Genomic DNA, 24,436 nt, shown 5'->3' on the forward strand with positions numbered 1-24,436 from the left:
ATTCGTGGCAAGTCGATGTCGTGCGAAGGGTGGCGGTAAATGAAAACGGCGCATCTCATGATGCGCCGTTTTATTTTCTCGCGGTGTAATCGCGGGATTACTTTTGCGGGACGCGGCCGTAGGTGTCTTCGAACCGGACGATGTCGTCCTCGCCGAGGTACGGGCCGGACTGGACCTCGATCAATTCGAGCGGAATCTTGCCGGGATTCTGAAGACGATGCGTGGCGCCGAGCGGGATATAGGTCGACTGATTTTCGGTCAGCATGATTTCCCGATCCGCATTGGTGACGAGCGCGGTGCCCTTCACGACGATCCAGTGCTCTGCCCGATGATGGTGCATCTGCAGGCTCAATTGTGCGCCGGGATTCACGACAATGCGCTTTACCTGGAAGCGGTCGCCCTGATCGATGCCTTCATAGGATCCCCAGGGACGGACGACGCGTCGATGCGTGACCGATTCTTGACGGCCGGACGCGTTGAGTTGCTCGACCACCTTCTTCACGTCCTGCACTCGATCGCGATGTGCGACGAGCACGGCGTCTGCCGTTTCGACGACGACAATATTCTCGAGACCGATCGCGGCGACCATCCGGTGTTCGGCGCGAATATACGAATTCTTTGTCGCGTCGGAGAATACGTCGCCGATCAGGGTGTTGTCGTCGTCGTTCTTTTCGGCAAGGTCGGCCAGCGCGCCCCAGGTGCCGATGTCATTCCAGCCCAGATCCGTCGTTGCGATCACGGCCGCGCGATCGGTTTTCTCCATGACGGCATAGTCGATCGAATCGCTCGGGCTCAGTGCGAAGGCCTGTGCATCGAGGCGGACGAAATCGTTGTCATGTTGCGCCTGTTCGAGGGCCAGTGCCGTCTGCGTGGCGATTTCAGGCGCGTAGCGCGTGATCTCGTCCAGATACGTCGAGGCCTTCAGCATGAACATGCCGCTGTTCCAGTAGTAATCCCCAGACTTCAGGAAAATTTCGGCCGTTTGAGTGTCGGGTTTTTCAACGAACGCGTCGACCGAATAGATCGGCTTGCCGTCGACCAGGGCGGAGCCGCGGCGGATATAGCCAAAACCGGTATGCGGACTTTCCGGCGTGATGCCGAAGGTCACCAGATGATTGTCCTTCGCGATCGATGCGGCATGCTGGGCCGCCTTGATAAAGGCGGGTTCATTCAGGATCGCGTGATCCGACGGCAATACGAGCAGCAGCGCATCCGGATTTTTCCTGACCGCCATATGTGCTGCGACCGCAATGGCGGGAGCAGTATTGCGGCCGATCGGCTCGAGGACGATCGACGACGGCGCCACGCCGCATTGACGGAGTTGCTCCGCGACAAGAAAGCGCTGTTCGCTGTTTGTCAGGATGATCGGGCGTTCGGTATTGGGAAGATGCTGCAGTCGAACGGCAGTCTGCTGAAGCAGCGTCTGCTCACCGGTGAGCTTCAGGTATTGCTTCGGGTAACCGCCGCGCGACATGGGCCAGAGCCGCGTGCCGCTGCCGCCGCAAAGAATAACGGGAAAAATGGTCATCGAAAATCTCGGAGGTGGTTATGTAAAAAATTTTATGACACTCAAACGTTGGCAGCAGCGTGTCACTATGAATGCGTTAAGGGTCGTGATATCCGGTTCGTGACTGGGTCGTGCGAACGAGCCGCCAGTGAATGTGGCTAAATGCGTTGTAGCACCATCTGAATATTTTCAATGCCGTGCGCTGGCGATTTTTCCCGGCCGATATAAGAGGCCTCTCTATGAGCGGTGCCAACTGTAAGGCGACGGCTTCGGGCGTAGTATAAAGCTTTGTCTGCCAGTGCCAATATATCGGATATCGTAATAATGTTCCCGCGACCAGCATGTCGAGCGTTAGTGAGCGCTTGCGCCACGGTTGCGGGCTGATCGCGTCGTTTGTCAGGCCCCAACCGGCGTAAAACGGCAGGCCATACGTAAATACAGCCTTATTGCGCAGCAAAGCGTCGAAGCCTGACAGCGACGAGAGCGTATGCACTTCGTCCGCCTGCTCGATCAGCGACACGATGTCCGACGTGACGTCGATTACATCCGCATGCCCGTCGATGTCGATCGCGCCGACCCGGTTGCCGGACAGCACGTCCGGGTGCGGCTTGTAGACGATGAACGCATCGGGACGCTGCGCCCGGACTTCCGCGAGCAAGCCTTCTGCGGTATTGATGGCGCGAGTGCCCAGCCGTATCGACGCGTCGTCGGCGACTTGTCCAGGCACGAGGATCACGCGCCGGTCGCGCGGTGCTTGCCACTCGGGACGGCGCCGGCCAAGGTTGTACTTGGTGATTCCGAGGCGAACAATCGTTTCGCGAAGCGCGGCTGCGCGCGCGAGTTCGGTATTGCCGAACGGGCTTTCGTTGAGAATCTGCGTGAGGTCGCTCGGCACGCTCGGATCGAAATACAGGCCGGAGTGATCGATGACCTGGCTGTAAGGCGGGGTCATGTCCGACCCGAGCCCGGCCGAATGAATGAACCCGTCTTCGATTCGATGCCGTTTCACGTCGCCGGGAATGCCGTCAGCCGAGCGAGCGCCCCACAGTGCGGCGCTTTCGCCGGCACGCAGCCGTTCCGGCGATTTGCTCCAGCGTAACGTACCGCCGCCGGCGGTCAGATAAGGCGTTGCCAGTCTGCGTTTCCACCATTGGAAGCGCAATCCGCAAACATCATTCAGGTCGGCGAAGCGTGCGCGTACGTCGTGCTGCAACTCAATCGCGTCGAGTGCGCTGTCGAGTGTGCCGGTTTGGCCGGGTAGCGTGTCGAGATAGCGCGAGAAACGCAGAAACGCGGCATGGAACAGCAGCGGAAGCGTCGGGCGGGCAGTGCGGGACGCGAACGTCACGTTATCGTCGGTCAATCCCCAGCCGGCGTAGTACGGGCGCCCGAACACGTGGAGCGGCACGCCAGCCAGCAGCGCGCCGAAGCCTTCCGAGGCGCTGACGACGTAGACGCGATCGAAGTGTTCGAGTGCCGCGGTGAGCGAGTAGGAGAGGGGCAGCCGCGGGAGGTCGCTCGAGATTGCCCGGGACGCATGCGACAGCCATCGGCCTTGCCCTGCATCGGATGTCGGTCCGAGCCAGAGTTCGGCGTCCGGGTGTGCGCGGCGGGCGGCGTCCACCATCGAGCGAAATGCATCGACGCGCACCGTCGATCGTTCGCGGGGGCCGGCCATGCTTTTTTCGCGCTCGTCGATCAGCAAGATGCGCTGCGCGGGTCCGCCCTTGGCGAGTGCCGGTGGAAGCGTCGCTGCACGCTGGCGGAGGTGCAAGGCATCGCTTGTCAGCATGCGACGCATCAGGCGATCCGCTTCGGCGGCGTCGAAATCGGTGGCGCCGGACCCGAACCATTGGTTCATTGCGGTTGCGACCGGGTCGCAACCCGTGGCTGTCAGCGGCAGGCAGAACCATGAAAGGGGTGGCGCGTAGCGCGCATCGCGCGCGGGAAGCGGTCCAGGCCAGGCTTGCCATCCGGTCGCGCCGGTCGCGCGTGCGATCCTGGCGCACCATGCCCCGACGGTGTCGCGGGGCCACAGGTATCGAGTCCGGCCGGACAGCCATCCGATCAGGCGTCTGCCTTGCCTGAGATAGCGAGGGTCGCTGGCCGTCGGGGACGGCAGCGATGTCTGATTGAGGCGGTGCATTAGTCCAGTGCCGCGATGAATCTGTCGACCTCGCTGAAATGCGCATCCCACGTCGGCTGTCGAAATCGTTTGACGCGTTGCAACTGCTCCGAGCGCTCGACGCTGTTGGCCTCCGTATAGGCCATGATGCGGGCGATCCAGCCTGGGCCGTCCAGCGGGTCCAGGTAGTCGGGCACGTCGCCGGCGATTTCGTGGAAGACGCCCAGATTGCTGGCAATGACGGGGATCTGTGACGACAGCGCTTCGACGAGCGGCATGCCGTAGCCTTCCGCAAATGACGGAAATAGCAGTGCCCGCGCATGTTGCAGCCATGCGTGGAGCTGATCGTCGGTGCAGTTCGCCTCTTCGATAACGACGTTTCGAATGCTTTCGCAGCGTTCGAGCATGTCGATCACGTTTTCGCATTCCCAGCCGCGCCGACCTATGATGACAAGCTTCGGCGCTGCGTCACCGTATTTTTCAACGAGCTCGCGCCAGACATGCAGAAGGAACCAGTGGTTCTTGCGTGGTTCGATCGTGCCGAGCATGACAAAGTAAGGTGTGCCGATCGGTGCGGGGCGAGACGGATAGGCCGATACGCCCGGTGCGAGATGGGCGACGACGCATGGGGGCAGCGCCAGGCCGGCGCGCTGCGCCTCGTCCTCGAGCGCGTGTCGTGTGTCATGCGAATTGGCGATCAGGCCTTTGGCGAGTCGCAGCGCGGTATGAATCCGTGTCCGATGGATATCGGCTATGCCGGGTCGGCAATACTCGGCGTGCGTCAGTGGAATCAGATCGTGCACCATGAAAACCGGGCGCGCGTTGCGTTTCGTCATCGCCCGGTAGTACCGGGGAAATTCCATGCCGCTGTGGCTCGTATGCAGCAGGATCGCGTGCTCGAACCGTTGCGGCTGCATCGCCGTGGCGAGTGCGCGTGCAATGAGCGATCGCGTGGCCCAGGGTTTTCGCGTTGAAGTCGACAAACGGGAGAACAACAGCTGCGAATGGCTTTCCGACAAAACCGCTGAATAGCCGCGTTCGCTCAATACGGCGCGTGCTTGCGTGCCATATCTCTGTATATAGGCGAGGCCTACTCTGTCGACGCCCGTAGGGAGCGTGCCTTCCTGGAGTCGCGTGACAAGGCGTGTGACGTCAAGGAGTATGGTTGTCACGCGAATGTCGTCGATTGATGTTAATGGGCGCCGGTTTGTACAAAAAGCTGCATTTTCTACCGCGCCTCTGTCGTCCGCGGGCGACAGGTTCGTTTGCGACGAGTAAAAAAGAAGTTTATTGTATCTCGCAACGTGAGACAATTCACGACTTTGGAATTTTGCTTGCTCGTAACAAATGTCGCGATTGCTCCGTTGTGTTACTTGGTCCGCACTCTTGTTGAGCGGCGTACTTTCCGGTTGTTCCACGATTCCTTCCTCGGGGCCGAGCCGTTTTCAGGTCGAGCGCGCCGGTAGCGGGTCCGGGCAGTCCGAGGCGGGCACCGCCGGCATTCAGGTCGTCGACCTGACCGATGCCGTTGCGCGCAAGCTGTTCTCCGAGCGAGGTCAGGGCGATTTTGTCTCGACGCTTGGCGCTGACACGAATTTCAGGCAGCAGCTCGGCGTGGGCGATACGATCGAAGTCTCGATCTGGGAGGCGCCGCCCGCGACCTTGTTCGGCGCCGCGCAGGTCGACAGCAAGTCCGGGCCGACCAACGCGCGCGTGACGGTGCTGCCGGATCAGACGATCGACGGCGACGGCACGATCAATGTGCCGTTCGTCGGCGCCGTCAAGGCGCAGGGCCGCACGCCGACACAGCTCGGGCGTGATATTTCGGCTCGACTCAAGAACATCGCCCATGACCCTCAGGTGCTGGTCAAGCTTTCCCAGAACGTGACGTCGTATGTAACGGTTGTCGGGGATGTGAACACGAGCAGCAGGATGCAACTGTCGGCGCGCGGAGAGCGCCTGCTCGATGCGCTCGCGAGCGCGGGCGGCGTCAAGCAATCGATCGACAAGATTACGTTGCAGGTCACGCGAGGCGACGTTGTGGCGTCCATGCCGATGCAGAACGTGATTCGCAATCCGCGCCAGAATGTCCCGCTGCGTGCGGGCGATGTCGTGACCGCCCTGTACCAGCCGTACAGTTTCACGGCACTGGGTGCGACGGGGAAGAATCAGGAAGTCAATTTCGAGGCGCAGGGGATCTCGCTGGCGCAGGCGCTTGCGCGCGCAGGCGGGCTCGACGATGCGCGCTCGGATGCGCAGGGCGTGTTTATTTTCCGCCTGGAGGACGCCAAGGCGTTGTCGTGGCCGAATCAGCCGGTACGGACGACTGCGGACGGCAAGGTGCCGGTTATTTACCGGCTGGATTTGCATGATCCGAGCGCGATGTTCGTGGCGCAAAGCTTCGTGATGGACAACAAGGACATGCTGTACGTGTCGAATGCACCGATCGCAGAGCTGCAGAAGGTGTTGAACCTGGTGTTCTCCGTGGCCTTCCCGGTTGTCAGTGGCGTTCAGGCATTCAGGTAAGCAATCAAGGCTGCGTACTATTACACGGTGAGTCATGGCAGCGGATGTCGCGCATTGCTTTAGCCATGCTATGTATCGTCAGGCCGGCGTTCCGCTGAACTTCGGGTCGCAGCGTCGATCGGTAGTTCGCAATATCGGTGCATAACATTTCATCATGGAGTCTGAGTTTGTGAAAAAGGCGATTATTACCGGCATTACCGGTCAGGACGGGGCCTATCTCGCGCAATCCCTTCTGGAAAAGGGCTACGTGGTATATGGGACTTACCGCCGGACGAGTTCGGTCAACTTCTGGCGAATTGCCGAACTCGGGATCGAGGATCACGAGAACCTGCATCTCGTCGAATACGATCTGACGGACCTGGGTGCCAGCATTCGCCTGTTGCAGACCACCGGTGCGACCGAGGTGTACAACCTCGCCGCGCAAAGCTTCGTTGGCGTATCGTTTGAACAGCCCATCACGACGGCTGAAATCACGGGTATCGGCCCGCTGAATCTTCTTGAAGCGATCCGCATCGTCAATCCGGAAGTGCGCTTTTACCAGGCCAGCACGTCGGAGATGTTCGGCAAGGTCCAGGCGATCCCGCAGGTCGAAGATACGCCGTTCTATCCGCGCAGTCCTTACGGTGTCGCGAAGCTGTATGGCCACTGGATCACCGTCAACTATCGCGAGAGCTACAACATCTTCGGTTGCAGCGGCATTCTGTTCAACCATGAATCGCCGTTGCGCGGCCGTGAATTCGTGACGCGCAAGATCACCGACAGTATGGCGAAGCTGCGTCTCGGCAAGCTGGACGTTCTCGAACTCGGTAACCTCGACGCCAAGCGCGACTGGGGCTACGCGAAGGAATACGTCGACGGCATGTGGCGGATGCTGCAGGCTGACAAGCCCGACACTTACGTCCTGGCCACCAATCGCACCGAAACCGTGCGGGACTTCGTCTCGATGGCGGCGCGCGCAGCGGGCTTCGAGCTGGCATGGGAAGGCAAGGACGCGTCGGAAGTGGGCATCGACATGGCGACGAACAAGACGATCGTGGCGATCAATCCGAAGTTCCATCGGCCGGCCGAGGTCGATCTGTTGATCGGTAATCCCGAGAAGGCGCGCAAGGATCTGGGCTGGGAGCCGAAAACGACCCTGGAAGAGCTGTGCCAGATGATGGTCGAGGCTGATCTGCGTCGTAACGAGGCTGGCTTCTCGTTCTGATCGCGACGTTTGCCGGTGCCCTTCGGGGTATCGCAAACGTATCGCAATGGGGTATCGCACGGGCCATGATGTCATCGCATCAGGCCCGTTTTGCTTTTAGTGGATGGCGTTCGGGAGGCATGTGAAGGTAATTCTTGCTGTGGATTCGATCCGGCCTCCGCTCACGGGGATTGGCCGTTACACGTGGGAATTGGCCAAGCATTTCGCTTCACCGGAAGGCGGTCTCGACGCGATTCGTTTCTACTTCGCGGGGGCATGGGTCGACGACGTGGCTGGATTGCTTGACGGCCAGCCGGTCGCGCCGACTCGCAGCCGTTTGCCAAAATGGGCGCGATCGTTGCCGCCGGTCAAGGCTTTCCAGCGATGGAGCGGAGACCGGAGGTGGCGTGACCATCTATTCCATTCGCCCAATTATTTTCTGCCCGACGAATGTGCGACCGGTATCGTCACGGTGCATGATCTGTCGGTATTCAAGTATCCGGAGACCCATCCGGTCGAGCGATTGCGTCATTTCGAGCGAGGCTTTGCGTCGACGCTCGCGCGCGCCGCGCACCTTGTTACCGATTCCGAATTTACTCGCCGCGAGGTCGCCGATTTCTTCGGCTGGCCAATCGACAATATCACTGCCGTCCCGCTTGGCGTGCCTGCGGAGTTCCGGCCGCATACGAACGACGAACTTGCTGCGCCGCTCGCCGCCTATCAACTGTCCGCGGGTGGCTACGGACTGAGTGTATCGACGCTCGAGCCACGCAAGCGTATTGATCGCCTGATCGACGCATACGCGGAGCTCCCTGTTGCCCTGCGCACCCGATACCCGCTCGTATTGGTCGGCAGCAATGGATGGTTGAACGACGATCTTCACGCCAAGATCAGGAAAGGGGAGAGCGAGCAATGGCTGCGCTACCTCGGATTCGTGCCGGAAGCCGTATTGCCGGCCCTTTATGCCGGCGCCCGCGCGTTCTTCATGCCGTCAAAGTACGAAGGCTTTGGCTTGCCCGTGCTCGAGGCGCTGGCGAGTGGCGTTCCGACGCTGACTTCCAATGTCTCGTCGCTGCCGGAGGTGGCGGGTGATGCTGGCTGGCTGGTTGAACCTGACGATCACGATGCATTGCGACATGGCATCGAGCGTGTGCTGAGCGACGATGGTTGGCGAGATGCCGCGAGGGCCCGTGGCTTGGAACTCGCTCGCGACGCGACGTGGGCGCGTTGCGCGCGCCGCATGCTGGCTGTCTACGAGCGGTTCGAGCAGTCAGCGCGACTCTGACAGGTCTGAAAGCAGCGTCTTTATCTGTGCCGCACTTTCCTGCCAGGTGATGGGGCGGATCGCGCGACTGTCCGGTGCGATGTCGTCGTCGATTGCGCGCAGCCAGGTGTGTAGCGACGTCGCCAGCCCGATGCCGTCGCTGGCCGAGAAGTAGGTGGCATGTTCGCCGGCCACTTCGCGGAAAACGGGTAGGTCGCGCAGCAGCAGCGGCAGACCGTGTTGCGCGGCTTCAACGATTGGCAGACCGAAACCTTCCCCTTCGGATGCGAACAGCAGCCCGTCCGCGCGAGCGTACAAGTCCGCCAGCGCCGCGTCGTCGATGTCCTGCAGCCAGTTCAGGCGTTTTCCGCGCTCTGCATGGCCGTCGAGGCGCATCGTCAGCTCCTGTACCGCCCATCCTGCGTTACCGACGATCACGAGCGTTGCATCGACGCCGTCGTTCCAAAGCGCTTCGAACGCGTCCAGCACCTGCCGGTGTCCCTTGCGCGGCTCGATCGTTCCGACCATCAACACCGTGTGTCCGCGCCCGGTCATGCGCGGCTTGCGTGGCATCGTACCGGTCGCGTTGGCGGGGTGCGGCTGGAAGTCGGCGCCGAGATGGAACCAGCCTGCCGGTACCTCGTGCTCGGCGATGCCGAAGTACGTATCGAGGAAGGCCTGTGCCTCGACGGCAACCGATCTCGAGATGCAGTACAGCGCGTCCGCGTGGATTGCGATGGTCGACAGCCATTGCTTGAATGATCGGGCCGAGCGCGGCGTGAACCACTCCGGGTGCTGTATCGGCAGCAGGTCGTAGACGACGAATGCCAGCAGGACGCCTTGCTGTTTCCATTGAAGGAAATCACGCTGTCGCTTCGGGGCGATGCGGCTCGTCAAGTCGAGACCGAGGAACACGTCCCCGGGATTCGCATGAACCGGTGCGTCGCTTGCCGGAGGCGGGGTGCCCGCCAGTTTGGCCGCGTAGATGTCGGCATAGCGATAGCGGTCGCGCCGATTGGCGCGCACCAGTCGAACCACGAAGCCGGGCGGGGGAGACGCGATCAATTGCAGGGCGAGCGAGCGCACCACCCGCTGAATGCCGGTGCCTGCATCATGTTGCGCAATGATCGACACGTCGACGAGCAACTGGCGTTCCCGCGACGCTGGCGCTGATTGCGTGCTGGTGCGCAGCCGGTCGGCTGCGTGACGTGCGTATCGGGTCAGCGGGGCATGCCAGTGCGTTGCGGCGCAGTGAGCGAGCGCGGCGCGATTGAACCTTGTCAGAGGCATCGGTCGGGTGGAATGGGCGGCGCGTCAGTTGATGGCGCTGTTTTCCTGGTAGAACGCGTAGGCCTCTTCGATCTCGTCAAACATGCGCAACCGGCCTTGCACCAGCACGGCTGCCCGGGTGCAATGTTCGCGGATGTACGCGGCATCGTGGCTGACGATGATGAGGGCCCGATCCGCACGTCGCTCAAACAATTCGTGGTGGCACTTGGCGTGAAACCGGCTGTCGCCGACCGCAATGATTTCGTCGATGAGGAAGCAGTCAAATTCGATCGCCATCGACAATGCGAATGCGAGGCGCGCACGCATACCTGCCGAATAGCTCTTGACCGGCTCTCGCAGGTAATAGCCCAGTTCCGAGAACTCTTGTACGAACGGTTCGGCGTCTTTGACGTTGACGCCGTAGATGCGGCAGATGAACCGCAGGTTGTCCATCCCGGTGAGGCTGCCCTGGAACGCACCGCCGAATGCGAGCGGCCACGACACGCTCATGCTGCGATGAACCATGCCGGCGCTCGGGAGTTCCGCGCCGCTGATGAGCCTGATGAGTGTCGACTTGCCGGCGCCGTTCCGTCCGAGAATGCCGATTTTCTCGCCCCTGTTGACGCGCAGGTCGATCTTTTCGAGGACCCTGCGTCGGCCCTGTCGCGTGTAGTAGTCTTTGGCGATGTTCTTGAGTTCGATCATCCGAATTCAACTATTGAGCGTGCGTTACTGGGGCGATTGAGCCGGAGTCGGGCCAGCACGGCGCCAGCTCCGGCATGTTTGCAGTCCGATCCCGGGCATCGATTCCACGACCGATACGGCGTGGAGATGCCGGATGAGTCGCGGCTCAGTTGTGGTGCTCGCGCAGGCCCGCCAGCAAAAGCGACAGAACGCCCCACGCGATCATGCCCAGCGCAAATACTTCGAAAATCGACTTCAGACGCTTGGGTTCGACTGCAATGTCGGGGGTATTCGGCTGGATCAGGCGTTCCAGATAAAGCTGCTTTCGCTGAGCTTCGGCCCGTGCGTTTTCCAGGGCGGTCATTGTCGACGCGAGTTGCTTGTCGGCGAACTGCGCGTCGAGCTGCATGCGAGCGTAGGTCGCGGCCTTGGCCGAAAGCGAGTTCTTGCCGCCGGTAACGCCCGTTGTCGCTTCCTCGATCTGTTTCTGCAGATTGGCGATATTCGTTTTCAGGACGGAAATCTGCGGGTTTTGCGGCGCGATCGACTGAATCTGGGCGAGTTGCGTCTGCGAGGCAAAGAGCTGCGCCTGAAGCGTCGTAACCTGTTGCAACTGCAGCGCGGATTGCTTGTCCGGGTCGAACACCGTATATGACTTTCGGTATTCGGCCAGCGCTGCTGCCGCGTCTTTCGCTTTCGCGGCCGCTGCATCGACTTCACGTTGTGCGAACTGGACCGTATCTGCCGCGGCGCGCTGATTCATCTGGTTGATCAGGCGCTCGCCCATTTCCAGCAGACGTTCGTTGATTCGCTGAGAGTCTTCCGCGGTATATGCACGAACCTGCAGCTTCGTAATGCCGGATTCGGAATCCAGTGTCGCCGTGACAACGTGCTTGTCGTAATATTTCCACAGCTCTTCAAAGCTGCTGTCCGGCCACGTGTGAAACCGGCTGACAAAATCGCCGTGCTTCGTATAGGCGTCGAAAATATAATTGTTGGCGTTCAGTTCGCGAAGCGCATCTCGCGACGCCATGTAGTCGAGGACGGAGAACGTGTCGTCCGCGGAGCGCGAGAGTCCGGTGCCTTGCAGGAATGCGCCGACGATGCTGCTCTGGGTCTGCTTTTGTGGGCTTTTTACCACGAAGCGCGATTCGGACACGTAGACGTCCGATGCAATGACGCCAAAATACAGCGTGGCAATTGCCGTGGGAATAATAACGGTTGCCGCGAGCAGGCGATTGACCCGCTTGAGCCGCTGAACGAGACCGGGTTTCTCTTCGGTCGGGGTTGTCACGTCGCTGGTGGTTACGTTTTCCAACTTTTTTCCGTCAATACAGAGTGCAAAGTGGCTGGCGAGCATGACGTCAACATGCGTCAGCCCGGGAGCCGAATTCGGATAAGCGGGGCCGTAGGACCGGCAGCCGGTGCGGGCGAAGTGCCCGGGCTGCCGGGTCCGCGCCGGACATCTATATCGGCTGCTCCGCCTCGATCGGGTAGAGGGTGCGTCGACCTGCGTCTGCTCAAGGCGCCTGATTATAGGCTAGCTGTGCGCCATTCGGCTATGATCGGGGCGGCGGCCGGTGCCGGCAGGGCACATGCGGACGACTTTATGAATTTTGTCTTCATTCTGTCGTTCTTTCGGCATAAAATTGCGCCCAGCCGCCAGCGGAGTTTGGCTCTTGCCGATGTCGATGGGGGCTCGTCAGAAGAATAAAGCCTGTCTGGCAGTTTCCAGAGAAATTTTCGCTCCCCTTCCCGATATCCATGCCTCGCTCATTTCTAGTGCTGCAAGGCACGGCTTCAGTGTTTTTCAGTCGTCTTTCAGAAGCACTCGCATCACGTGGCCACGACGTTCATCGTGTCAATTTTTGCGGTGGCGACTGGTTTTACGGTAGAACCGGGAAGGTGACCAACTATTCCGGGAAATTTGCGCACCTGTCGAATTGGTATTCGGACCTCGTGCGCGCCAAAGGCATTACGGATGTCTTGATGTTCGGTGACTGTCGCGCGGTCCATCGGCACATGCACCCGATTTCCGAGCAGTTCGGTCTGCGCGTGCACGTGTTCGAGGAGGGCTACGTCCGTCCGCACTGGATCACGCTTGAAAGCCACGGTGTGAACGGTCGCTCGCGAATGCCGGTGGATCCGCGGGAATACATGAGGCTGCGCGACGTCATCCCGGCGGCGGAACCCGGCGTGCCGACCGGTTACAACCTGTATGAGCGGGTGTTTCATGACATCACGTACCGGGTCGCCAATGCGCTGCTGATGTGGCGTTTTCCGCTGTATCGCAGCCACCGGCCGAAGAACGGCGTGTTCGAGTACACGGGCCTCGCGGTTCGCGCGCTGCTGCAAGGCAAGCATCGGCGAGAGGCCGAAGCCGTCACGCGCGAACTGCTGGCGAACCGGCGGCCGTACTATCTGTTCCCGCTGCAGCTCAACTCCGATGCGCAGATCGTCGTGCATTCGCCCTTCGACGGGGTACGCGATGCGATCGACCACGTGGTGCGCTCGTTCGCCCGGCACGCGCCGCGCGATGCAACCCTGCTGATCAAGAACCATCCGCTCGACACGGGGATGATCGAATACCAGCGCTTCGCGATGTCGATCGCGCGCGAGGCCGGTATTGGAGATCGGGTCCGCTTCATCAACTCGGGCCACTTGCCGACGCTGCTCGAGCATGCGCGTGGCGTGGTCGTGGTGAACAGCACGGTCGGCCTGTCGGCTTTGCACCACGAGCGCCCGCTAGTGGTGCTCGGGACCGCCATTTATAATATGCCCGGCTTGACCTGGCAGGGAAAACTGGACGATTTCTGGCACGGCGGCGATCTGCCCGACATGCACCTTTATCACGCCTTCCTGGACTACGTGATGCATCACACGCAAATCAACGGCGATTTCTACACCCGAACCGGCATCGAGATGGCGGTCGCGGGGGCGGTCGAGCGCCTGGATCGCGCGGATGCCTGATCAGCGGCCGCGAAACATCGTCATCACCGGCGCGAGTGCCGGTCTCGGTCGTGCGCTTGCGCTTGCCTATGCGCAGCCGGGCACGACGCTCGGCATCGTCGGCCGCAATCTCGCCGAGGTCGAGAAGACGGCGGCGGCCTGCCGGGCGCGCGGCGCCACGGTCGACACGGGCGCGGTCGACGTGCGCGATGCCGCGTCGATTGCCGCCTGGCTGACCGATTTCGACAGCCGTCACCCGATCGACCTCCTGATCGCGAACGCCGGCGTGGCCAGCACGATCGCCGATACGAGCGACTGGGAAGGCCTGGAGCGCACGGCTCGCGTCATCGATACGAATCTCTACGGTGCATTGCATACGGTCCTGCCGGTCATCGACCGGATGCGCGAGCGCAGGCGCGGGCGAATCGCGATGGTCAGTTCGATCGCCGCGCTGCGCGGCATGGCGATCTCGCCGGCCTATTGCGCAAGCAAGGCCGCAATCAAGGCCTACGGCGATTCCGTGCGCCCGCTGCTGGCGCGCGACGGCGTGGGCGTCACGGTCATCCTGCCCGGCTTCGTGAAGACGGCGATGAGCGACGTATTCCCCGGCGACAAGCCGTTCCTCTGGAGTGCCGATCGTTCGGCCGCGTACATTCGCCGACGGCTCGATGCGGGCCGAAGCGAGATCGCGTTCCCCGGATTGCTTGCGTTCGGCATGCGCCTCCTGCCGCTGCTGCCCGCCGCGCTCGCCGACGCGATCCTCGACCGCCTGTCCTATCTGCCGTCGAAGGACCGGGCCAATTGAGCGCGCGTCTCGCCGTGACGCTGACGGCCGCCGTCGCGCTGTCGTTTGCGGTCGACGCGATCGCGATCCCGCGCGCGCCGCTGCGGCGGCCGCCGCTGTCGTCAGTGCTTCATATTCTGGCCGTACTCTTCGTGCTCGACCTGGTGTTCGCCATCACGTCGCGGCCGCTGTTTTCGGCCTGCGCGTCGCTTGCGCTCGTCGGTTTAGTCGCCGCAGTCAGCAATGCGAAGTATGAGTCGTTGCGCGAGCCGTTCGTATTTACCGATCTGAGCCTGTTCAGCCAGTTGTTTTCGCATCCCCGTCTTTACCTGCCGTTCCTGAGCGTCGGCAAGGTCGTCGCGATCGGTGCCGGCATCGTGCTCGTGATCGCGGGCTTCGTCGTCGAGCGTCCCGTGCTTGCAGGCTCGCGCGTGCTGGTCTGGTTCACGGCGGGGTTGGCGTTCATGCTGGCCGTGCTCGTGGCCGCCCGTGTGCCGCTGACACTCGATCCCGAGGCCGACCAGCGTCGTCACGGTTTTTTTGCCGTATTCGTCGCCTATCTGCTCAACGGCTTGCGCCCTGCGACGTTCCGGCGGTTCCGCGAGGTCATGGCAGCGGGGCCGTTCACCACGGGCAAGCCGACGCAACGCCCCGACGTGATCGTGATCCAGAGCGAATCGTTCTTCGATGCACGCCGGCTCGGAGACGCGGTCGAGCCGGGTCTTTTCAGGCGTTTCGACGAAGCGCGTCGCGAGGCCGTCTGGCATGGCGAGATGACGGTGCCTGCGTGGGGAGCCAACACCATGCGAACGGAATTCGCGGTGCTGACCGGCACGGAATCCTTTTCGCTCGGGTATGCGCGTTTCTATCCTTACGCATTTGTAAGGAATAAAATCGCTTCGCTGGCATCCTGGTTCAACCGTTGCGGCTACGATACAGTCGCGATTCATCCCTATTACGCCGATTTCTTCGGGCGGAACCGGGTATTTCCGTTGCTCGGCTTTACGCGCTTTCTCGACATCCGCCACTTTGCATCGGCGTCCCGCGCCGGCCCGTACGTGGCGGACGCGGCAGTGTCCGAGTCGATCATCGCGGAACTCGACGCGGCGGGCGGCGGCCGCCCGCGCTTCGTCTTTGCGATGACCATGGAAAACCACGGGCCGCTGCATCTGGAGCAGGTTTTGCCTGGAGAATCCTCTTCGCGGCATACTCTCGGCGAGGATGCATCCTGGCGCGATCTGACCGCCTATCTGCGGCACGTCGAAAATGCAGACGCAATGATCGGGCGCCTGATCGATTACCTGCGCACCAGCAATCGTGAAACGATCGTTTGTTTCTACGGCGATCACGTTCCCGCTCTGCCTCGTGTTTTTCATAAGCTGGGCGTGACGCCACAACGCAGCGACTACTTCATTTGGCGAAATTACGGCTCAGTTAGCGCGAATTGCCGGGATTTGGCGGCCGAGGAGTTGGGGGCGGTCCTGCTGCGCGTGGTACAAGAGGACGGACATCGCGCGGAAGGGCCGTGCGCATCCGAGAAAGCGACATAAAAGATGAACAGTAAGATTGCAATAATTGGGATGGCTTGTCGGTTTCCCGGGAGCGCGAACAATCTTGGCGACTTCTGGCAACTGCTGCGCGACGAACGCGACGCAGTGACCGAAATCCCCGCCGACCGTTTCGGTACCGATTTCTATCGGCACCCGTCCAAACGCGAACCGGGCAAGAGCTATACGTTCTCGGCCGGCGTCCTCGACAACGTCGCCGGCTTCGACGCCGCGTTCTTCGGCATTTCCCCGCGCGAAGCGGCCCAGATGGATCCGCAGCAGCGCCTGCTGCTCGAACTCGCCTGGGAAGCATTCGAGGACGCCGGCGTGCGTCCGGCCGACATGCGCGGCAGCAACTGCGGCGTCTTCGTCGGCGCGGCCAGCATGGACTACGGCAACCGCAACATGGACGATCTGAACGTGATCGATCCGTATTCGGCGACCGGCAATACGCTGAGCATCGCATCGAACCGCGTGTCCTACCTGTTCGACCTGCGCGGCCCGAGCATGTCGGTCGATACCGCCTGCTCGTCGTCGCTCGTCGCCCTCCATCAGGCGGTCAAGGCGCTGCAGTCCGGCGAAGCCGACGTGGCGCTCGCGGGCGGCGTCAACCTGCTGCTGCATCCGTTCGGCTTCGTCAGTTTCTCCAAGGCGTCGATGCTGTCGCCGCGCGGCCGTTGCCGTGCGTTCGATGCGACCGGCGACGGCTACGTCCGCTCGGAAGGCGGCGCGTTCGTGCTGCTCAAGCCGCTCGATCGCGCGCTGGCCGACGGCGACACGATCCATGCGGTGATCGCCGGCTCCGGCGTGAATTCGGTCGGCCACTCGCCGGGCGGCATCAGCGTGCCGGGCGCGGACGCACAGGCGTCGCTGCTCCGCAGCGTGTACGCGCGCGCGGGCATCGATCCGCGGTCGCTCGCGTACCTCGAGGCACACGGCACCGGCACGGCGGTCGGCGATCCGATCGAGGCGCGCGCGCTGATCGATGTCGTGTCGGGCGAACGCCCGGCGGATCGTCCGCTGCTGATCGGTTCGGTGAAGACCAACATCGGCCATCTCGAGACGGCCTCCGGCATGGCCGGCCTGCTGAAGGCCGTGCTGTGCCTGAAGCATCGCGCCGTGCCGCGCTCGCTGCATTTCGTCACGCCCAATCCCGGGATCGATTTCGACGGCGGGCGTCTGCGGGTCGTCGATCGCTACATGCCGCTCGACGCGGGCGACACGCCGCTGACGGTCGGCGTCAATTCGTTCGGCTTCGGCGGAACGAACGCACACGTCGTGCTGACCGAAGCGCCGGCGGCCAATGAGGCGTCGGCGGCTGCGCCGGAGCCGGCCGATACGCCGTCTCCGCTCGTCCTGACCGCGCGCAGCGCGAGTGCGCTCGGTGCGCTCGCGGGCCGCTATCTGGCCACGCTCGACAACGGCGGCGACTGGCAGGCGCTTGCCGCCGCGGCCGCACGTCGTCGCCAATGGCTCGAACATCGCGCGATCGTCGCGCCGGCCGACGTGGCCGAAGGCCGTGCGGCGCTTGCGGCACTGGCCCAGCCGGCGCAGGAAGGCCTGCCTGCCTGCGTGGCAACCGGGCAGTCGCCCGCCGACGCGCCGCGCACCGCGCTCGTGTTCTCGGGCAACGGTTGCCAGTGGGTCGGGATGGGCAACGAACTCTATGCGGAGAACCCGGTTTTCCGCGCGGCGCTCGACGAAGTCGATGCGCTGTGGTGTGCCGACGGCAGCCCGTCGCTCGTCGATGTGATGCGCGGCGGCCCGAGCGCGGAATGGCTGGCCGGCGCGGGTGCCGAATGGCTCGCCGCGACGGAAAACGCGCAGCCGCTGCTGTTCGCGATCCAGGTCGGCATGATCCGCGTGATCGATGCACGCGGGATGCGTTACGACGCGGCGATCGGCCACAGCGTCGGCGAAATTGCCGCCGCGTGGGTGACGGGCGCGCTGTCGCTCGCCGACGCGGTTCGCGTGATCAAGATCCGTAGCCGCGCGCAAGCGATGACGCGCGGCAGCGGCCGGATGGCGGCCGTCGGCATCGGCGAGGCGGCGGCGCGCGAACTGATCGCGCGCCACGGGCTCGCTCGTCGCGTCGAGGTGGCCGGCATCAACAGCCCCGATGCAGTGACGCTCGCGGGCGAGCTGCAGGGCCTGCAGGCGCTCGAGGCGGCGCTGCGCGGCAGCGGCAAGTTCTTCCAGATGCTCGATCTCGACTATGCGTTCCACAGCAGCCACATGGATCGCATCGAGCCGGTCGTGCTGGCCGAACTGGCCAGCCTGCGGCCGCAGCCGGGCAACGGCGCATACGTGTCGACCGTGACCGGCGGCGCGCTCGCCGGCACCGAGCTCGACGCGCGCTACTGGTGGCGCAACATCCGCGAGCCCGTGCGCTTCGGCGACGGTATCGCGCACCTGATCGAGCAGGGCGTCCGGCTGTTCGTCGAAGTCTCGCCGCATTCGATCCTGCGCACGTACGTGAAGCAGGCGTTCGCGGCCGCCGGTGCAACCGGCGTGGTGCTGCCGACGCTCAAGCGCGATCACGGCAGCGCAGCGACGTTGCGGCAAGCGATTCTCGCGGCGATCGCGCACGGCGCGAGCGTCGACGCCGACCGCTTTGCGCCGGGCGCGTCGCGTGCGGCATTGCCGTCCTATCCGTGGCAGCGCGACCGCTTCTGGCTGACGCCGACCGTCGAAGGCTACGGTCTCGTCAATCGCCACCGCGAACATCCGCTGCTCGGCTATCGTCTGCACGAACACGCGTTCGGGTGGGAAAACCAGCTCGATCCGGCGAAGCTGCCGATGCTGGCCGATCACGTCGTCGACGGCGGCGTGGCGTTCCCGGGAGCCGGCTACGTGGAAATGGCGCTCGCCGCGGCGCGCACCTTCTTCGATACGCCGGATGCGGCGCTCGAGAACGTCGAGATCCGCACGCCGGTCGTCTTCCAGCCGCAGCAGGCGAAGCTGTTCCGGCTCGTGATCGAGCCGCGCACCGCGACCTTCACGATCGAGACGCGCGACCGGATGTCCGACAATGCCTGGACGCTGAACGTGACGGGGCGGATGCTCGAAAGCGGCAACGCGCTTGGCGCCGCGAGCGTCGTGCCGGCCGATACGCTCGAGCGCCTGCTCGCGCTGCCGGCTGCTGACGGCGACACGCTGTACGCGAACACGGCCGCCATCGGCCTCGGCTACGGGCCGGCGTTCCGCTGGGTCCGCACCGTGCGGGTCGCCGCGGCCGAGGACGCCGCGCTGGCCGACGTGGCCGCGCCGGCCGCGTGCGGCGACGCGCGGGCGCTGTCCGCCTATCTGCTGCATCCGGCTTTGATGGACAGCGGGTTTCATCCGCTGTTCGCGTTGCTGTCGGCGCAAGCGCGCGACGGCGAGCATCCGGCCTACGTGCCGGTGCAGATCGGCCGGGTCGACTATCTGCGCGGCGACACGGTCGCCCGCGTGCTCGCGCGGATCGACCGGCGCAGCCCGCATTCGATCGTCGCGCATTTCGAATTCCTCGACGCGCAGGGCGCGATCGTCGCGCGGCTGGGCGGGTGCCGGTTCCGGCGCGTGGATCTCGTCGGGCGCCGGCAGAACCTGCCTTCGCGCTTCGTCTACCGCCTCGAAGAGATGCCGTTGCCGAACGACGTCGACGCGGCCGGTTTGCCGGCGCCCGACGCGCTGCTCGCGCAAGCCGTCGCGCGGCTCGAGGCTGCGGGGCTCGACGGCCGCCGGACGCAGCATCTGACCGAAATCCTGCCGCTGCTCGACGTGCTGGCGAGCCTGTACGTGCTTCGCGCGTTCGATGCGCTCGGCGCATTCGCCGGCACGTGGCAGCCTGCACCGGAGCGGGCGGCGCTGGCCGCGCGTCTCGCCGACATGCTCGTCGAGGACGGTCTCGCCCGTCACGATGGCGCCCGTCTCGTGCGCGACGACGCAGCGTGCGCGGCACTGCCGCCGCTCGACGATCTGTGGCGCGGGCTGCTGGCCGAATCGCCGGGGCACGTGGCCGAACTGACGTTGCTCGCCCACTGCGGCGCGGCGTTGCCCGACGTGCTGAGCGGCACGAAGGACGGCGCACGCTGGTTGTCGCCGACCGGCCACAGCCTGGTCGAGCAACTGCTTGCCGCGTCGCCGACCTGGCAGCACGTGCACGCGCTGCTGACGGCCGGCGTCGAGCAGGCGGTCGACGCCTGGAAACCGGCGCGCCGGCTGCGTGTGCTCGAACTGGGCGCGACGGACGGCGACGTGCTGCAGACGCTCGGCATGCATCTCGCCGCCGCGCGCTGCGATCACACGATCGCCGCGACGGCCGGCCAGCTGGCCGGGTTCGACGCGGATGCGGAAGCGGCGGTGCGCACGGTGGCGCTGCAGTCGGGCGAACGGCTGTCGCTGTCCGCCGACGAAGCCGGGCCGTACGACCTGATCGTCGCGAACCGCGCGCTGAGCGGCCGTCACGATGTCGCCGATGCGCTGAACGCGATGCGGTCGTGGCTGGCGCCGGACGGATTGCTGCTGCTGGCCGAGTCGCGCCGCGGCCGCTTCTCCGACATCGTGTTCGGCTCGCAGCCCGCATCGACGGACGCCGGCACGCCTGCGCCGCTGGCGCCGGCGGATCTCGAGGCGGCACTCGAGCGCGCGGGTTACGTCGACGTCGTGCGGCATGTCGAGCAGTCGCTCGATCTGGACGGCACGCCGTCGTTCGTCATCGCGCGCAACCCCGCGAGCATCGCTGCCGCCCGATGCGGCAACGACGCGAGCGAGCTCGATACGCTCGCCCGCAGCGAACAATGGCTCGTGATGCACGCGCCGGATACGGCCGGCGGTTTCGGCGGGCGGCTGGCCGATGCGCTGGCGCACGCGGGCTATCCGGCGGACATCGTGGACGTCTCGCATGCAGCCGATGCGATCGCGTCGCTGCCGGCCGGGCAGCCGGCGCACGTCGTGTTCTGCGCACCGGAAACGCCGTTTGCCGAAGCGGCGACGGGCGACGACCTGATGGCCGCGCTGCGTCATGGCGTGATCGCGCTGGCGGCGCTGGTCCGCGCGCTCGGCGCACAGCCGAACGCGGCCACGCGGCTGACCGTCGTCACGCGCGGCGGTGCGCCGTTCGCCGGGACCGCGAATGCGCACCCGGAGCACGCGACGCTGTGGGGCCTCGGTCGCGTGCTGGCGAACGAGCATCCCGAACTCGCGTGCCGCCTGATCGACGTCGAACGCGCGGCGGACGGGATTCCCGATACGCTGATTCGCGAGCTGACCGGCGCGGCGGTCGAGGAAGAAGTGATTCTGACCGCACACGGCCGCCTGGTGCCGCGCATGCTGACGGCCGCGCAGGCTGCGGCGCGCAACGACGGCGCGATCGCACGCGCGGCCGTGCTCGCGTTTGACGCACCGGGCTCGTTGCGCAACCTCGAATGGTTTGCGTTGCCGGACAGCGCGCTGGGCGAGGACGAGGTGGAAATCGAGCCGGTTGCCACCGGCCTGAATTTCCGCGACGTGATGTATGCGATGGGGCTCCTGTCCGATGAGGCGGTCGAGACCGGCTTCGCGGGCGCGACGATCGGCATGGAACTGTCGGGCCGCGTCGTGCGAACGGGGCGCGCGGTGACGGAATTCGCACCGGGCGATGCCGTCCTCGGCTTTGCGCCGGCGTCGTTCGCGTCGCGCGTCAGGACGCGCGCGCAGGCGATTGCGCCGAAACCCGAGCGCCTGTCGTTCGAGGAAGCGGCGACCGTGCCGACCACGTTCTTCACCGCGTACTACGCGCTCGTCGAACTCGCGCGGCTGCGCCGCGGCGAGCGCGTACTCGTGCATGGCGGCGCGGGCGGCGTCGGCATCGCCGCGATCCAGCTCGCGCGCCACTTCGGCGCGGAGGTGTTCGCGACGGCCGGCAGCGACGAGAAGCGCGAGTTCGTGCGCCTGCTCGGCGCCGATCACGTGCTCGATTCGCGCAGCCTGGCGTTCGCGGACGAGATCCGCGCGATGACGGGTGGCCAGGGCATCGACATCGTGCTGAATTCGCTCGCCGGCGAAGCGATGGTGCGCAGCATCGATACGCTGCGTCCGTTCGGCCGTTTCCTCGAACTCGGCAAGCGCGATTTCTACGAAAACAGCCATATCGGGCTGCGGCCGTTCCGCAACAACATCAGCTATTTCGGCATCGATGCCGACCAGTTGATGGGCGCATTGCCGGAGCTGACCGCGCGCCTGTTCGGCGAAGTGATGGCACTGTTCGCGGCAGGCGCGCTGCATCCGCTACCGTATCGCGCGTTCCCCGCCGAGCGTGCCGAGGATGCGTTCCGCTACATGCAGCAGGCGCGCCAGATCGGCAAGGTGCTCGTGACCTATCCGTCCGGCACGCCGGCGCCGACGCGCGGCGTCGCGCGCGCGGGTTCGCTCGCGCTCGATCCGCATGGCGTGTACCTGGTGGTCGGCGGCACGGGCGGCCTGGGCTTCGCGAGCGCGCGCTGGATGGTCGAGCACGGTGCACGCCGGCTGACGCTGGCGAGCCGCACAGGCGAGCTCGCCGCCGCCGCGCGCGAGGAAGTCGCGCACTGGCGCGACACGCTCGGCGTCACCGTCGACGTCGTGTCGTGCGACGTCACCGATGCCGCGGCGGTCGATGCGATGATTGCCGCGATCGTCCGGCGCGATCTTCCGCTGAAGGGCGTACTGCATTCAGCGATGTCGATCGACGACGGCCTCGTGCGCAATCTCGACGACGCGCGCATGGCCGCGGTGCTCGCGCCGAAGGTGGCCGGCGCGTGGAACCTGCATCGCGCGACGCGCGGGCTGCCGCTCGACCTGTTCGTCGTCTATTCGTCGGCGACGACCTATCTCGGCAATCCGGGGCAATCGAACTACGTCGCGGCCAACAGCTTCCTCGAGGCGCTGGTCGAACATCGCCGCGCGGCAGGATTGCCGGGCACGTTCATGGCCTGGGGGCCGCTCGAGGACGTCGGCTTCCTCGCGCGCCACGCCGATACGCGCGAAGCGTTGCAGTCGCGGATCGGCGGTGCATCGATCACGTCCGGCGAGGCGATGGCCGCGCTCGAGCGCGCGCTGGTCGCGGGTACGGCCGGCGAAGCCGTGGTGCGGCTCGACTGGCACGCGGTTGCGCGCGGGATGCCGGCCGCGAAGGCGCGCCGCTACTCGCTGCTGCAATCGCAAGCGAAGGGCGGCGATGCGCGCGACGGCGGCATGCAGTTGCGCGAAGAGGTGCTCGCGTTGCCGCGCGACGAAGCGATTGCGCTGGTTGCGCGCACGCTGCAGGCGCAGATCGCGCGGATTCTGCACATGACGCCGGATCGCATCGCGCTCGACAAGTCGGTGCTCGACATGGGCATGGATTCGCTGATGGGGATGGAGCTCGGCCTCGCGGTCGAGGAGGCGTTCGAGGTCAAGCTGTCGGTGATGGCGATCGCGGAAGGGGCGTCGGTGACGACGCTGGCCGGGCGCATCGTCGATTCGATCGGCGCGTCGGCCGATGCGGGCGCCGATGCCGCGCCGGCGACCGACGCCGCGCACGAGGCCGTCGCGGCGCTCGCCGCGAAGCATGCGATCGACGGTGAAGCGCGCGCGATGCTCGATACGCGGCCGGCGCCCGTCGCGGGCCACGCGACGCCGACGCTGGAGGTTGCCCGGTGAGCGCGCCGACCGGCTGGGCGACGCGTCAGGGCACGCTGGCACGCCCGCTGACGATCGACGGGCACGGGTTGCACACGGGGCGCCGGGTGAGCGTGCGGATCCTGCCCGCACGGCCGCAAGACGGCATGACGGGCATCGCGTTCCGTCGCATCGAGCACGGGCGCGCGCTCGCGACGCTGCCGGTCGATCCCGCGCTGCGGCGCGCGCAGCCGCTCTGCACGATGCTGCGCAATGCCGACGGCGTCGGCGTTCGCACGGTCGAGCATCTGCTCGCGTCGCTGCTCGCGTGCGAGATCGATCACGCGATCGTCGAGCTCGATGCGGAAGAAGTGCCGATTCTCGACGGCAGCGCAACGCCATGGGTGGACGCGATCCGCGCGTGCGGCCGCGTCGCGCTCGACGCGCCGAAACGTTTCATCCGCGTGCTGCGACCCGTCGTCGTCACGGACGGCGACGGCGACCAGCGGCGCGAAATGCGGATCGAGCCGGCGCCGCGCTACGAGCTGAGCGTGCGCAACGACCTGCGCGGCTTCGGCGACATGCACTGGGACGGCGCGCTGACGCCGGCCGCATTCGCGACCGAAATCGCGCCGTCGCGCTCGTACGGGCGCGTGAAGTGGGCCGTGCCGGCAATCGTCGCCGGCTATCTGCGCGGCGTGCCGATCCTGCGCGGCGCGCGGCCGTCATGCACCGCGTCCATCGTCGGCAATCGCGTGCTGGGCGGAATGCGGCTGCCGGAGGAGTTCGTCCGGCACCGCGTGCTCGACCTGGTCGGCGATCTCGCGCTGGCGGGGGCGCCGCTGCTGGCGCGCGTGAGCGCGCTGCGGCCGAGCCACGAGATGAATTTCCGGCTGGTCGATGCGCTGCTGGCCGCGCCCGATGCGTGGCAGTGGGCCGAGTTTTCCGACGCGTGACACCATGCTTTTTCAAAATGCGCGGCGTAACATAGCGTCTTTT

Annotated in this window: 14 protein-coding genes; 8 read left to right on the plus strand and 6 right to left on the minus strand. The window is 64.8% G+C overall.

The features are described from left to right. Window positions 1–97 precede the first annotated feature (97 nt). The 3 genes from ACWMMN_RS03660 to ACWMMN_RS03670 all read right to left on the minus strand — a co-directional run bounded on the left by ACWMMN_RS03660 (window position 98) and on the right by ACWMMN_RS03670 (window position 4,804). Entirely contained in the window at window positions 98–1,528 is a 1,431-nt protein-coding gene (locus ACWMMN_RS03660) for a mannose-1-phosphate guanylyltransferase/mannose-6-phosphate isomerase (protein ID WP_174993227.1), read from the minus strand. A gap of 76 nt (window positions 1,529–1,604) precedes the next feature. Beyond that, window positions 1,605–3,653: a capsular polysaccharide biosynthesis protein gene (locus ACWMMN_RS03665; RefSeq protein ID WP_486422982.1), complete on the minus strand. Its 2,049-nt coding sequence runs from the start codon at window positions 3,651–3,653 to the stop codon at window positions 1,605–1,607. Beyond that, a complete protein-coding gene (locus ACWMMN_RS03670; RefSeq protein WP_342703661.1) occupies window positions 3,653–4,804 on the minus strand; it encodes a glycosyltransferase family 4 protein in 1,152 nt (383 codons plus the stop codon). The genes ACWMMN_RS03665 and ACWMMN_RS03670 overlap by 1 nt, the downstream gene beginning before the upstream one ends. A gap of 175 nt (window positions 4,805–4,979) precedes the next feature. Here ACWMMN_RS03670 and ACWMMN_RS03675 point away from each other — a divergent pair, with 175 nt between their 5' ends. The 3 genes from ACWMMN_RS03675 to ACWMMN_RS03685 all read left to right on the plus strand — a co-directional run bounded on the left by ACWMMN_RS03675 (window position 4,980) and on the right by ACWMMN_RS03685 (window position 8,626). Beyond that, entirely contained in the window at window positions 4,980–6,158 is a 1,179-nt protein-coding gene (locus tag ACWMMN_RS03675) for a polysaccharide biosynthesis/export family protein (RefSeq protein WP_059235964.1), read from the plus strand. Between the two features lie 154 nt (window positions 6,159–6,312). After that, window positions 6,313–7,362: a GDP-mannose 4,6-dehydratase gene (gmd, locus tag ACWMMN_RS03680; protein WP_059235963.1), complete on the plus strand. Its 1,050-nt coding sequence runs from the start codon at window positions 6,313–6,315 to the stop codon at window positions 7,360–7,362. 121 nt (window positions 7,363–7,483) lie between these two features. Continuing rightward, window positions 7,484–8,626 (plus strand): glycosyltransferase family 4 protein, encoded by a 1,143-nt coding sequence (locus tag ACWMMN_RS03685; protein ID WP_059236894.1) that lies wholly within the window; start codon window positions 7,484–7,486, stop codon window positions 8,624–8,626. Here ACWMMN_RS03685 and ACWMMN_RS03690 read toward each other — a convergent pair. The 3 genes from ACWMMN_RS03690 to ACWMMN_RS03700 all read right to left on the minus strand — a co-directional run bounded on the left by ACWMMN_RS03690 (window position 8,612) and on the right by ACWMMN_RS03700 (window position 11,876). After that, window positions 8,612–9,751, minus strand: a complete 1,140-nt coding sequence (locus ACWMMN_RS03690) for a glycosyltransferase family 4 protein (protein WP_486422983.1) — start codon at window positions 9,749–9,751, stop codon at window positions 8,612–8,614. The genes ACWMMN_RS03685 and ACWMMN_RS03690 overlap by 15 nt on opposite strands. 168 nt (window positions 9,752–9,919) lie before the next feature. Beyond that, window positions 9,920–10,579, minus strand: coding sequence for an ABC transporter ATP-binding protein (locus ACWMMN_RS03695; RefSeq protein WP_059235959.1), 660 nt, complete (start codon window positions 10,577–10,579; stop codon window positions 9,920–9,922). Between the two features lie 145 nt (window positions 10,580–10,724). Continuing rightward, the gene (locus ACWMMN_RS03700) at window positions 10,725–11,876 is read right to left on the minus strand and encodes a KpsE/RkpR family capsule polysaccharide export protein (RefSeq protein WP_059235957.1); all 1,152 of its coding nucleotides are present in this window, start codon (window positions 11,874–11,876) and stop codon (window positions 10,725–10,727) included. A 446-nt stretch (window positions 11,877–12,322) separates the two neighbouring features. Between ACWMMN_RS03700 and ACWMMN_RS03705 the strand changes: the two genes are divergently transcribed. Genes ACWMMN_RS03705 through ACWMMN_RS03725 form a run of 5 tightly spaced genes read left to right on the plus strand, consistent with a single transcriptional unit; the run spans window position 12,323 to window position 24,393 of the window. Further along, window positions 12,323–13,528 (plus strand): capsule biosynthesis protein, encoded by a 1,206-nt coding sequence (locus tag ACWMMN_RS03705; RefSeq protein WP_486422984.1) that lies wholly within the window; start codon window positions 12,323–12,325, stop codon window positions 13,526–13,528. Further along, on the plus strand, window positions 13,521–14,312 hold the full coding sequence (locus ACWMMN_RS03710) for an SDR family NAD(P)-dependent oxidoreductase (RefSeq protein WP_174993233.1): 792 nt from the start codon (window positions 13,521–13,523) through the stop codon (window positions 14,310–14,312). Before ACWMMN_RS03705 ends, ACWMMN_RS03710 begins: the two co-directional genes overlap by 8 nt. Next, window positions 14,309–15,841: an LTA synthase family protein gene (locus ACWMMN_RS03715; protein WP_059235952.1), complete on the plus strand. Its 1,533-nt coding sequence runs from the start codon at window positions 14,309–14,311 to the stop codon at window positions 15,839–15,841. The genes ACWMMN_RS03710 and ACWMMN_RS03715 overlap by 4 nt, the downstream gene beginning before the upstream one ends. 3 nt (window positions 15,842–15,844) lie before the next feature. After that, the gene (locus tag ACWMMN_RS03720; RefSeq protein WP_486422985.1) at window positions 15,845–23,479 is read left to right on the plus strand and encodes an SDR family NAD(P)-dependent oxidoreductase; all 7,635 of its coding nucleotides are present in this window, start codon (window positions 15,845–15,847) and stop codon (window positions 23,477–23,479) included. Further along, entirely contained in the window at window positions 23,476–24,393 is a 918-nt protein-coding gene (locus ACWMMN_RS03725) for a UDP-3-O-acyl N-acetylglycosamine deacetylase (protein ID WP_340623823.1), read from the plus strand. The genes ACWMMN_RS03720 and ACWMMN_RS03725 overlap by 4 nt, the downstream gene beginning before the upstream one ends. Window positions 24,394–24,436: the final 43 nt, after the last annotated feature.

The organism is Burkholderia cepacia complex sp. TUM26381 (genome assembly GCF_057439935.1).